General features: G+C 40.0%; 10 protein-coding genes. 2 read left to right on the forward strand and 8 right to left on the reverse strand.

The window, feature by feature from the left end; translation table 11 throughout:
- Both B7E07_RS12665 and araB read right to left on the reverse strand, forming a co-directional pair.
- On the reverse strand, positions 1–279 hold a 279-nt coding region (locus B7E07_RS12665; RefSeq protein WP_176215200.1), incomplete at its 3' end, for a class II aldolase/adducin family protein.
- On the reverse strand, positions 273–1,967 hold the full coding sequence (araB, locus tag B7E07_RS12670) for a ribulokinase (protein WP_080846208.1): 1,695 nt from the start codon (positions 1,965–1,967) through the stop codon (positions 273–275). The genes B7E07_RS12665 and araB, both read right to left, overlap by 7 nt.
- A gap of 236 nt (positions 1,968–2,203) precedes the next feature.
- Between araB and B7E07_RS12675 the strand changes: the two genes are divergently transcribed.
- Complete coding sequence (locus B7E07_RS12675; RefSeq protein WP_080846209.1) at positions 2,204–3,346, forward strand: GntR family transcriptional regulator; 1,143 nt, start codon at positions 2,204–2,206, stop codon at positions 3,344–3,346.
- Between the two features lie 306 nt (positions 3,347–3,652).
- On the opposite strand, the gene B7E07_RS12680 is transcribed toward B7E07_RS12675, so the two are convergent.
- A complete protein-coding gene (locus B7E07_RS12680; protein WP_080846210.1) occupies positions 3,653–4,831 on the reverse strand; it encodes an RtcB family protein in 1,179 nt (392 codons plus the stop codon).
- Positions 4,832–4,949: 118 nt separating this feature from the next.
- Positions 4,950–6,299 (reverse strand): DUF4026 domain-containing protein, encoded by a 1,350-nt coding sequence (locus B7E07_RS12685; protein ID WP_080846211.1) that lies wholly within the window; start codon positions 6,297–6,299, stop codon positions 4,950–4,952.
- 190 nt (positions 6,300–6,489) lie between these two features.
- Here B7E07_RS12685 and B7E07_RS12690 point away from each other — a divergent pair, with 190 nt between their 5' ends.
- Positions 6,490–7,503, forward strand: coding sequence for a YeiH family protein (locus B7E07_RS12690; protein ID WP_080846212.1), 1,014 nt, complete (start codon positions 6,490–6,492; stop codon positions 7,501–7,503).
- Positions 7,504–7,971: 468 nt separating this feature from the next.
- On the opposite strand, the gene B7E07_RS12695 is transcribed toward B7E07_RS12690, so the two are convergent.
- The 4 genes from B7E07_RS12695 to B7E07_RS12710 form a co-directional block, all read right to left on the reverse strand.
- Entirely contained in the window at positions 7,972–9,228 is a 1,257-nt protein-coding gene (locus B7E07_RS12695; RefSeq protein ID WP_080846213.1) for a glycosyltransferase family 2 protein, read from the reverse strand.
- Positions 9,221–10,972: a polysaccharide deacetylase family protein gene (locus B7E07_RS12700; RefSeq protein WP_139785631.1), complete on the reverse strand. Its 1,752-nt coding sequence runs from the start codon at positions 10,970–10,972 to the stop codon at positions 9,221–9,223. The genes B7E07_RS12695 and B7E07_RS12700 overlap by 8 nt, the downstream gene beginning before the upstream one ends.
- 682 nt (positions 10,973–11,654) lie before the next feature.
- Positions 11,655–12,461 (reverse strand): protein phosphatase 2C domain-containing protein, encoded by an 807-nt coding sequence (locus B7E07_RS12705; protein WP_080845891.1) that lies wholly within the window; start codon positions 12,459–12,461, stop codon positions 11,655–11,657.
- Positions 12,454–12,903, reverse strand: coding sequence for an HIT family protein (locus B7E07_RS12710; RefSeq protein WP_080845890.1), 450 nt, complete (start codon positions 12,901–12,903; stop codon positions 12,454–12,456). The genes B7E07_RS12705 and B7E07_RS12710 overlap by 8 nt, the downstream gene beginning before the upstream one ends.
- Positions 12,904–13,203 lie beyond the last annotated feature (300 nt).

The raw sequence follows: 13,203 nt of genomic DNA on the forward strand, positions 1-13,203 counted from the left end.
AACAATCCCGCCGATTTGCGTAAATTCCTTATATAGCTCCAAATGTGTCGGTGTGTCTGAAGAAGGACGCAGGCTTCCTTCTACAACATTACCTTCCAGGTCAACCACAACTAGATCCTCAAGCTTTAAATTTTCGTAAGGCACACCACTTGGTTTAATAACCACTAAGCCTAGGTCTCGTTCGATACCGCTTACATTTCCCCATGTAAAGGTTACTAAATGATGTTTTGGAAGCTGCAGATTAGCCTCGAGTACTTCCTGCTTCAGTTTTTCTAGCATACTACTCCCCCATCTTTCACCTGAAGACTATCTTTCTTAATCTTCTTTAGCCTTTTCATGATATTGTTCTGCCCTCTGCCAAAGTAATCGTATAATTTCTGATATTCTTCAAAAAGCTGATCATATACATCAGCATTTTTTTTATTTGGAACATAGGTTTCATCTTTAACTCCCCCCATGACCGCTGCTGCATCAAAAATCGTTTCATATCCTCCCTGTTCCTTACCAGCAGCCACAGCGCCAAACATAGCTGAGCCAAGAGCTGGAGTCTGGGACGATGATGAGATGCGAATTTCCATCTTTAAAACATCTGCGTAGATCTGCATCATCATTGCATTTTTCTCGGCAATTCCCCCGCATGCGTAAATATCATGGACCGGAACACCGTGCGTGCGAAATGTTTCAACAATCATGCGAGTACCATAAGCGGTTGCTTCAATTAATGCCCGATAGATTTCTTCAGGTTTTGTTAATAAAGTTGCCCCGATCAATAATCCAGTTAAATCAGCATCAACAAGTGTAGATCGATTTCCATTCCACCAATCCAGCGCAATGATACCGCTTTCACCAACCGCCAAAGAACTTGCTTTTTCTGTTAACAACTGATGGATATCGATTCCTTTTTCCTCTGCCTCTAAATGGTAGCTTGCCGGGACACAGTTTTCAGTAAACCATTCAAAATGGTCCCCTACACATGACTGACCCGCTTCATAGCCCATTAATCCTGGAAGCACCCCATCTTCAACGACACCACAAATACCTGGTACTACTCTTTCTTCTTCACCTAACAAAATATGACAAGTGGATGTACCCATTATCATTAATAATTTTCCCGGCTCCGTAATTCCCACCGCTGGAACTGAGACATGGGCATCTACATTTGCGATGGCAACAGCCGTACCGGGATTCAATCCTATCCGGTTTGCCATCTTTAAAGTAATTTCACCAGCTTTTGTTCCGATCGAATAAACTTTATCTGATAATTTTTCTTCTACGACATTTTCAAGCCGCGGGTCCAATGATTTGAAAAAATCTTTAGAAGGATAGCCTAGCTTTTTATTCCAAATGGCTTTGTAACCAGCTGTGCAGCTATTTCGTTTTAACTCACCGGTAAGCTGATAGATGACCCAGTCAGATGCTTCAACGATTTGATCTGCAAGCTCATAAATGTCTGGTGCCTCGTTAAGAATTTGCCATACCTTTGGAATCATCCATTCTGATGAAATTTTCCCTCCGTATCGATTTAAAAAGCTCTCTCCGCGTTTTTCTGCAATTTCATTTAGAATATTGGCCTCTTCCTGGGCCGCATGGTGCTTCCATAGTTTTACATAGCTATGCGGATGGCTGGCATATTCATCTAACATACAAAGCGGTTGCCCATTTTTGTCGATTGGAAGAATGGTACATGCGGTAAAATCAATGCCTAAACCAATCACATCGTCTGCTGATACTTCTGCTTTCTGTAAAACTTCCGGTATCGTCACCTGTAAAACTTCTAAATAATCTGCAGGATGCTGCAGGGCCCAATCATCTTCTAATCTTGTGATTCCATCCGGAAGCCATTCATCCATAACTCCATGGGTATATTCTTTAACCGAGGAAGCTACTTCTTTTCCAGAAGAAACCTCAACAAGAACGGCTCTTCCTGATTGAGTGCCAAAATCAATGCCTATTGCAAATTTAGTCAATAAATTCACCTCATTAAGTCATTTTTATTCGTACAAGTTTATGAGATTAACAATACTTCTTAACTTATACGTACAACTTTACCGTTATATTAACATCTATTACCATAAATGAAAAGATAAATATTTTGATTTTTCATAAAAGATGAACTTTTTTTGACTTAAGACGCTCTTTTGTTTAAAATTAAATCATAATATATACGTATAAGTAAGCGTAGCAGCTTGGAAGCGGTGATGATATGGCACAATCAAAAAAATACATGATAGTGAAAGAAAGAATTAAGGAATCGATCATTAAGGGAAATGTAAAACCAGGAGAAAAAATACAATCCGAAAATGAATTAATAAAGAGATTTGAGGTCAGCAGACATACAATTCGTAAAGCAATAGGAGACTTAATTCATGAGGGCTGGCTGTATAGCGAACAAGGAGCAGGAACGTTTTGTTCCAATCGTATCTTCGAAAACCATAACAGTACTTCCAAATCACCCGGGAAAAGTATCGGTGTAATTACAACTTATATATCAGATTATATTTTTCCTTCGATCATTAAAGGGATTGAATCTTATTTAACCAAACATGATTTTTCATTAATCCTTGCTTGTACGGATAATGACTTAGAGAAAGAAAAACAATGTCTTGAAATGATGCTAAACAGGAATATTGATGGACTTATTATTGAACCTACAAAAAGCAGCAGCTTTAACCCAAATATCAGCTATTATTTACAGCTTGAACAAAACCAAATTCCCTATTTAATGATTAACCAATTTTACTCACAATTAAATCCACCACATCTCATCCTTGATGATGAGAAAGGCGGATTCCTTGCTACGGAGCATCTGATCAAACAAGGACACGTTAATATCGTGGGTTTTTTTAAGACGGACGATCTTCAGGGGATTAATCGGATGCAGGGCTTTATTAGGGCATTCAGAGAAAATAATATTTCATTATTTCCAGAGATGATTATCACTTATACAACAGAAGATAGCAATGAAGAGCTTTTAAACAAAATGAAAAATAGATTAATACCGTCTGATACGGCACCTACAGGAATCATCTGTTATAACGACACCCTTGCCTTAAAAATCTTGGATTTACTTAGAGCTTTAGGAATAACGGTTCCTGAGGATATTTCCATTGTCGGGTACGATGACTCCTATTTGGCAGAAGCGTCTGAAATCAAGCTTACTTCCGTTACGCACCCAAAAACGAAAATGGGATTGGATGCAGCTAAATGGATTGTTTCCGCTGTAGAGAACAAAAATTCACCAGAATTAAGACAGGATTCTATTATTTATAACCCTGTCCTGATTGAGAGAAGCTCCACTGGAATTGCAAAATCTAACTCTGAAAACAAACAATATAAAATTGACTGAAATAAGTAGTGGATATTCAATGGTCATCGTTTGGATCTTTAACCATGTCCGTTCCATTGCGCTGCGGACAATCGCTTTCCGCGGGGAGGAAGCTGAGCCTCCTCGTCGCTGGCGCTCCTGCGGGGTCTCACCCTTTCCTCTACTGCCCGCAGGAGTCGATTGTCCTCCGCTCCATTTCACTCATGTTTAAAACATAAAAAAATCCGAATGGTTGGAGAAATTTATCCAATCATTCGGTATTTAACTGAACCTGATACTTACATCCCAACCACTTTTTCTTTAGCTTTCGACATGAACCTTATTGAGTTACCCTTTAAAATTATACAAAGGTTTAATCACCTCAATGATGTCCACTGTATCTTGAATGCTTTTTTCGATCTCTTTTGCTGGTTTATAGGCTTGCGGTGCCTCATCGAGTGTCTTTTTAGAAACAGATGTGGTCCACACTTTTTTCATTGCTTTCTGATAGCTTTCTAAACTAATTTGCGCTTTTGCTTTTGAACGGCTCAAGCTTCTGCCCGCACCATGAGGAGCAGAGAAATTCCAGTCTGCATTGCCCTTGCCGACTGCTAAAATGCTGCCGTCTCTCATGTTGAGCGGGATAATGAGTTGCTGTGCGTTCTTTGCAGAAGCGGCGCCTTTACGCAGAATCATCTCATCTAAATCAATATAATTATGAGGGCAATCGAAGGTTTCGATCACGTCCTTATGCCATTTCATTCCTTTTAATATGGTACTCGCCATCTGCGCACGGTTCGCAGCAGCATAGCTTTGGGCAATTTTCATATCGTGTAAATAACGCTGAAGGTCCTCGCCTTGCACATACGATAGCTCAAGAGGAACACTATGTTCATTGCGGAGTTCTTCGGTTGCCTCTGCGCCCTCTGCATCTCCTTGGTCCTGCAAATCTTTCATATGATGCTTTCGACTATTACGATCCTCGGATAGCTTTTGGTATGCCGCCTCTTGATGATATTCCGCAATTTCTTTTCCTAAGATTCTGCTGCCGCTATGAATAACAAGATAGATGGCATTTTTCCCTTCATTCACTTCAATAAAATGGTTGCCGCTCCCAAGCGTACCTAGGCTTCTCTGAGCCTTGCCCTGCTGAATAGGCGCATATACACCACTTAAATCAAAGGCTGCTTCTGCCTGTTCAAAGGTTTGATGGCCGCTTGGAATTCTGGAACGAATCAATTGGTCCAGTTTTTCAAAATTCATTTTAATACGGCCTTTTTTGATTTTTACCACGTATAATCCGCAGCCAATATCAACGCCTACTAGGCTGGGTACGACTTTGTCCGTCACCGTCATGGTCGTGCCGATCACACTACCTTTACCAGAATGAGTATCTGGCATTATGCGAATGGTGCTGCCTTTGGCAAATTCTTGATTACATAAAGTAATGATCTGCCCGATCGTGGCATCATCTATCATATTCGTATAGCAAATCGCTTCATTGTATTTTCCTTTTAGTGTTAACATCTGCATTTCTCCTCACTTTTGTGACAGCGAGAAATGCGAGCATTTCCCGCTTTTTATACCGTTAGAACCTCGCTGTTTTGTCCTGTCATTGGAAACGCCACCTTTCATATCGTGTTTTTTATTTTAGAAATTGATATAAATTAATCGGATTAATCAGATCGTCTTCTCTGTAAATGACCCAATCGGTTAATTGCTCTAAATTCAGAGTATATTCATGATCTTTTTTCATATCAGGCAAAAAATAGGGTTCATTTAGCAGGATGCCTGCCACTTCCTGATCCATGATCTTTGTTACCTCAAACCACATATGCTCATGCTCTTCTTCAGCATAAGGAATACCAATTTTGACTAAAAATTGAAACGCCTCGTCATCTCCATAAGTTTCAAGGATATTAGCAAAATAGCCAAAGCTTTGCTTCGCATTATATGCCATTCTTTCGGTTTCGCTTGTTGTTTTGAAAAACATCAAGCCTTCATTTTGCGTAAACTGAACGTCAAAGCATTGTATCGTATTTTCATTTTGATTGAATTCGAATAATAGACACGCAGGCTGCTGGTGATAATCATCTCGATCATCCATATTGCCAAGAAACTCAAAGGACGCATCAATTGGCTGCACACGAACTTCTTCATGTTCAATCGCTTTCAAATTCGTTACCTTTGTTTTTTTGCCGACATAGGAAAGAGCTTCTTCCCATGGAACAGCAATGACCCGTATATCACCTTCTGCTCCATGGGCGATGATGGCTGGTTCATTCAATGGCACATACCCATGCTCGAAGCAATTATGAACAAACGTACTAAAGAGATCAGGTATTCCGTAGTAAGAAGAAAGCCTGCTCGGAATAATCAGTTCCACTTCCGTCAGTCCAGTCCGAAGCAGCCCATGTGTATGGAACCAATATTGTGACTCCCCCTCTTGCTCGCCATCTTCATAGATGGAATGAATGGTATATAAATCTTGTATATCCGGCAGCATATCGTTGCCTACATAATAGGAAATATAATCTCTTGAAATCACCTTCATGGCCGCACTGTGATCCAATACAAACAATAAGTCAGGAGCAATCCGCCATATAAATTCAAGCTGGTTATAAAAGCCTACAAGTGCATCTCCTTGAAAAAGAGTACGAACAAAAAACTCAGTCCCATTATTCGCTTCTTCAAAAACAGATTCCTCCAAGAGTGTTCCTTGACGAAAGAATTCTTGATATTCGATGCCTTCTGGCGCCGGGTTCACTTCAATCTCAAAGGGAAGAAGGATGTCTCCGTATTGTAATTCGATCATGATTCCTGCTTCATCTTCATGAACCAAGCTGCATTTTACTTCTTCACTGTTTAAAGCAAATATTCTCTCTTTCATTTGCTCTAGGCTAATCACACCTGGCAAAACGGCGATCATATCTGAAAAAGCGCGCTCTAACGTTCCTTCTTTTGCTGCGCGGTAGATGTCTGTTTGCTGTTCCATCGGACTCACTCCTCACCATATCATTCTATTTCTACTTTTCGATCCGTACCCATAGTTTCCCAATATCATTGTATCTGTGTTATATAGATAATTCAATCTTCATAAAGGAAATTCATTGTATACAAAGAAAAAATAGCTGTTTTTTTCTTAAATAAAAGATAAACTGTTATGTAGATTTGGAGGTCAAAACATGATAAATGAAGTAACGAAATGGATAAAAACTTATTTTCCTGGAATTCTATTTGTATTTTTGATTGCTCTTCTGGCAAATTATGCAGGCAGCTTGTTTCCTGTCATCGGAGGAGCCGTTTTCAGTCTTTTAATCGGATTCTTGATTAGACAGTTCTTTAGCGTTCCGGATATTGCAGGACCTGGAGTGAGCTATACATTAAAAAAACTGCTGAAGCTGGCGATTATACTGCTCGGTTTTGGCTTTAGTTTCACTCAAATTTTCCAGGTTGGTCTTGATGCCCTGATCATTGTGACTATCGCTGTGATTACAGGTGTATTTCTTACCTTTTTCATTAGCCGTCTGGCAGGATTACACGGCAATATTCCCTTGTTAATTGGGCTTGGAACAGGCATTTGCGGTGCAACAGCCATTGTGACGTCAGGCTCGATCATCAAAGCAAAAGAAGAAGAAACGCTATACGCGGTTAATACGATATTCGCTTTCAATGTATTGGCTGTCGTTATTTATCCATTGATTGGAAATATGCTGGCATTGTCAGATCATGATTTTGGGGTATGGGCAGGTGCGGCTATTCATGATACTTCTTCGGTGGTTGCTGCTGGATATAGCTTCAGCAATGAAGCTGGTGATACATCGGTCGTGGTAAAGCTGATTCGGACATTGCTGCTCGTGCCAGTAGCTGTCGCTTTATCATTTCTATTTTCCATGAAGTCTAAAGGTTCTAATGGAACGGAAACTAAATGGAGTGCAGTCAAGAAATCATTTCCCGTCTTTATCTTGTTTTTTGCCGGCGCAGCTGCCCTGAATACATTCGTGTCCCTCCCTGAAAGCTGGACAGAGCAAACAAGCAGCCTCGCTAAATTCATCATTACAATGGTCATGGCCAGCGTCGGACTCGGCACGGACTTCAAAAAAATCAAAGCTGCCGGACTGCGGCCACTCCTCGTTGGACTGGTTTCTTCAGCGATTATGGGCGGAATTAGCTTACTGCTGGTTTTGTATATGTCATAGGGTCATAGGAAGATCTTGTTTCGTGCACTGTTCTTTGAAGTAAAATTGAAAAATGAGGCTGGCACAAAACGAAACTACTATTTGTAAAACACGAATGTTCATTTTCAAGGTTTACGTGTTTACACAAGCCCGTTCCACCTGCGCTCCAGACCCTCGCTTTCCATGGGGAGGGAAGCTGAGACTCCTCGGAGCAAAGCTCCTGCGGGGTCTCACCTTTTCCTCTATTGCCCATAGGAGTCGAGGGTCCTCCGCTCCATTTCACTCATGTTTAGAAATATTAAATGTTAAAAAAACAAAAAACCGAATGATTAGAAAGATTCAACCCCTAATCATTCGGTTCTGTGGTTGTGTTAAAACTTATCTCCCAGCCTCATTTCGTTCGATCTTTTTCAACAAACAAAGGAGAAAAACGTCTAATCCTGCGCTTTCCCGAGAAATAATGGCCACACAGGTCATGCTGACAAAGGCTTATGATGTCTGTTTATATCGCTGCGTTTTATACCAGATCACATCTTGTTTTAATAATATTCTTTTGGCTTCTAAGTAGAGCGAATACATCACGAGCACCAGCCAGATTTGCGAATAGGTGAAATACATGAGGATGACGGCAAGCATATTTTTTAATGTTGCCTGTTCTTTTTCAATACTCAGTGCAAGCATAATTTCTGTTACATACAACAGAAACGCCAAAACGAGCAAAACGAGTGAAACTCCGCCTGCTGATATGTCTAAATCCAAAAATAGATTTAGAACAAATAATAGATTTGAAACTAGCACGCCAGCTAGAAATAACATATACGTAAACAGAAAATAAAATAAATCGAGATAGACTTTCTTGTTTTTCAACTGGAAAAATTGAATGAAAAATTTCAAAATGACATACTGATTGCCTCGCGCCCATCTTGTTCTCTGCTTCCACCATACTCGAAACGTTTCAGGTTCTTGTTCCCATGTAATCGCTGCAGGAAAAAATCGAATATGATAGCCGAGATTGTAAACACGTATACTCAGTTCCGTATCTTCGGATAGTGCTCGCTCATCCCATCCGCCTAACTCTTCTAAAATCGACCTGCGGATCGCAAAATTCGTGCCTGGAATGGTAGCCAGCTTAAACCAAAACCATCTCCCTGCCTGTGCCAGCCACTGAAATGTAATCGTCTCGATATTAATAAATGACGTCAGCAGGTTTTTCGTCGCATTCATGACGCGAAACTTTCCTACAACTGCTCCAGCTCGCGGATCATTCTGCAGAGCCTGAGCAAGATAATAAACGGCATCTTCTTCCGGCTGATTGTCTGCATCATAGACGATGATATATTCGCCGGAGGCTATCGCCAGCCCTTGATTTAGGGCTCCAGATTTTCCTCTTCCAGCATAAGGCGGTTTTGTATGAACCGCCTTTATAAACGAGTAAGCTTTAGCGTATGAATTGATAATGGCACCGGTTTTGTCTGTAGAGTTATCGTTGACAATAATAAGCTCGAGCCTCTTGCGCGGATATTTAAGCCGAATCATCGCCTCAATAGTGTCCTTAATGACCACTTCCTCATTATGTGCGGGTACGATAATGCTGACAGTCGGGTAATATGCCATTCTCTTTTCCCATAAATCTGCTTTTTTCCGAAACTTTAAAAAATGCAAATAGCCGCCTTGCATCAGAAACATATGATAAATAAGCATAAACCAGATCAGAAATAAGCTAAGATAAAAAAGAAAATTAACCATAAAATTTCCCCTTTTCTGTCCGTTTGCGCCGAATGACAATAACAACAGCATACAGAACAAACAGCAACACCATTCCGCCAGCACTGAATGCGAATACCCACATAGTGTTAGTAGCGGTCGATTTCACTTTAGGCTGATAAAATTCAGGAGCGCTTTTTAATAACCCGAAATATTCTACATTCACACTCAATTCCTCTTCTTCATCCGCCGCTACAGAAATGTTATCCACCTTAACCACATTGCTTGTATGCTGCAGATCAATCCATTGCAGATTTGGAATCTGCTCCATTCTGCCAATTAACTCTTTAAATTTTTCTACACCTAAATACGGATGATAAAAACCAGCAATATATCCATCTCGAACCACCGTCATCTCCTCTGCCCTCTTCATCATTTCATCGATGGCATGAGGATTATCCGGTTCAACATAGCCGATTGTTTCAGGCAGGAGCTTCATTCCATGCAGAAATGTCGGGTTCGTTGCATACGGAGCCGGGGCCATTATCTGCCAATCACGATCCCCCAGCTGCAGCTGACCGATATAGGTTGAAAAATGCTCTGACAAAATTTCATATCCGCTTTGACTCATCGTATAATGCGGGGCTTCAAAGGCATAAGGAATGAGACCATAACTCACCAAATCCTGTATTCCTTTCGTCACCTTTGTTTTTATATAGTCAACTTCAAAAGCCTTTTGTTTCGCTAAAAACGCTAAATACTCCTCCTCCGTCTGGAAATCACTTCTTTGCTTTTTTTCAGGCGTCTGATCAGGAGGTACGGTTATTGGCATATTGGCATCCACATCCCAGAACTCGAAGCCTTCTCCTGTTTCATCTGCTTTATATTGATGTGTGTATCCATGCAGGATAACCCGTCCTCCGTTTTCCTGCATATATTTCAGTACTTCTAATAGTTTCGGAAAGTCCCCGAAATGATACTCATCACCTGTCTCTGGATTACGATAAATCGGAATAACAGAAATAATATAAGGGATCTCTTTTTCTATAAAAATATCAGCAATTTCCTTCAAAATCGTGTGATCGGTTAATGGATGGATGTCTTCCAGCCGAAGATAGGCAGGATGACCTTCTGGGTGATCAGCTTGAAAAACTTCATGAAATACCTCGCCTAAATAGATGGAAAATAAAGAATCGATTTGATGAGAAGCATGATAGTAAAGCTCGTTCTTTTTCACAAAAAGAGGATACTCAACTCCATTTCCAACCCCTTTTACCAGAACCTCGGTTTCCTCTTCCTCTTTCATTTGAAAAATAAGCCGATCTCCAAGCTCGTTCTTTTTATTCCCTTCTACCAGCAGCAGCTCATTGATCAGTACATTGTCGCCTATTTGAATAAAATCGTAGTCTTCTCCTAAATACTCGACATTGTATCCTAATGCCACCTTTGTTTTTGAAAAAGATTCAAATATCCTCTCCATTTTAGCCGGCAGCACTTCTACCACTTCTCCATAGTAAAATAGGACATCGGCATTTCGTATATCACTTTCTTCTAATTTACTAGTATGAATAAACGTCATATCGGCTGTAAAATGGCCAATCAGCATATCAAGCAGCTTAACATTTTCGGTTACTTCTCCTGTTTCGGATGAGTAAACAATCACAACACGCGGAGCCGAGTCAGGCAGATCAGCGTGAACACTAATCTCATCGGCAAATGATAACAATAGAAATAATAAAGTTAATACTGCGTATTTGAACGTCAATCCATACATAGTCACGATCACTCATCATCCTTTTTTGTTCGTTATATAGAATATATAACTATTATAAAAAGAACACAAAAAGAAATATTCGCCAATTTACGACCCTTTTTAACGATATCCTTCAATTATCTTCCGTTTATTTCATTTTTGAGATTATTTTGGAATTTCAGGCATTTTCGAGAAGGCATTTAAAAGGCCTGTATGTTCTTTTTACAAGTATTGATTAACGAAATAATAAAATTTCTAAAACACGAATGTTTAATTTCATGGATTGGGTATCTAAATAAGTCTGTTCCAATTGCACTGCGGAACACTTTTTTCGTAGACTCAGAAGCTGATACTCCACGTCAAATCTACTCCTGCTGGACCTCACCATTTCCTCTATTGCCCAAAGGAGTCGAGGCTCCTCCGCACCAATTCACTCAAAAATCACAAACAAAAACCGAATGATTAGAAGTTTTTTCGTCTAATCATTCGGAAGTACCACTAGGCTAAATACATATGTCCCAGACTCATTTCTAGTAATTATGATATGAGTCATGAGCATTTCGTAGTACAATTTTTTTACGTTATAGTGACGACCCGAAAAAACTTGAAACGTCTCGAAATTGCTCACTGCCGAAAATAAAAAAAACAAGGGTACATAAAAGTAGCCTTGTTGAGTTTGTTATAGAGTTTTATTTTGGATACCTGCTCTTTATTCCTATAAGCTTGGCTGAGCAGCTTCCTTATTGTTATTAATTTTCCATGTAACCATGGTCGTACTATCTTTGACATGATTATGCTGAATCACCTTTAACATAGACAACATGGCGGTTGTATCGTTTTTTGAATTTACGAAAGAATTATATATATGTATTGGGTGAGCGTATGGTTCATTTGGACATTCAAGCAAACCATCTGTTGTTAAAAACAGACGATTTTCTCCCGTTCTTAATTCCCGAATTCCAACACTATAACAAGGAACTTCCTGTTCAAAAGTATTGACCCTGCCGATCCATTCATAAAATTGTCTTTGATTAACTGCAAACTGACCTAAGGCGGCCAATTCTTTATGAAACAGATAAAATACACAGTCACCGACAGAAAACCACCAGACATATTGATCTTTACGGAATACGATCAAACAAGCTGTTTCTCCTGTAACCTGTTGGCAAGATGCTATAAACTCTTCCGAATGAAACAATTGGAGTACTGTTTGTTCAAGCTTTTTAAAAGCACCTCGAATAGGCTCTGATAGCACGTTCTTTATCGTACTTTTTTCCTTTTCAAATTCATCTAAAATCAACTGAGCACTTTCTGCAGAATGATGGGCATCAAGCAGAATGACAAACTCCCAATCTTCTTTTTCATCACACCAGATTAAACAACCATCTTCATTTTTTGCCTGACCTGCACTTGAATGACCGCCAAACCTTCCCAAGGAGAGAGAATGAATTCTTACTAGATTGGGCGTATCTATAAAGGTCTCCTGACTGCCGATCCATTTAAAATCATCATATTTATTCATTTACATTTTCCAGATGTTTTCTTATACGGTAGCAAAGACTTTGAACTTCAACTTCATTTCCCATTGGAGCCTCATCCCAATGATAAACGGCGTTTGGACCCCAATGTTCCTTGGGTGTACCAGGATATCTTGGGACAAGGTGCATATGCAAATGCGGGACTGCATCACCCATCACATAGGCATAAATATGTTCAGCCTGCTCACTTTCTTTTAGTGCCCTACTCAATTTAGTCATCATCATCCCAAAAGATCTTGCTTCTTCCATCGTCATATCAGCAAGCGATGGCGCATGTCTTTTTAAATCAATCATCATGTGACCAAGGTAGTTTGGCTGACCATCTCGATCAATATGACCAGCATACACATACTCATCTTCATAGATGAGCAGATTTGAAGCAGGCAAGTCACCAGCATATTTATTGCAAATAAAACAGGCACTCACAGGATACTCCCCCTTTCATATATTGCTAAGATTATAATATAGAAATCACGCCAATAGTTAAAATTTTCTAAATTAATTTACAACAAAAAGAGGTTGGGACAAAACAAAATTCCTATGTGTAAAACACGAATGTTCATTTTTAAGGTTTACGTGTTTACACAAGCCCGTTCCACCTGCGCTCCAGACCCTCGCTTTCCATGGGGAGGAAGCTGAGCCTCCTCGGAGCAAAGCTCCTGCGGGGTCTCACCCTTTCCTCTATTGCCCATAGGAGTCGAGGGTCCTCCGCTCCATTTCACTCAT

This window comes from Cytobacillus gottheilii (assembly GCF_900166665.1).
Taxonomy (GTDB): Bacteria; Bacillota; Bacilli; order Bacillales; family Cytobacillaceae; genus Cytobacillus; species Cytobacillus gottheilii_A.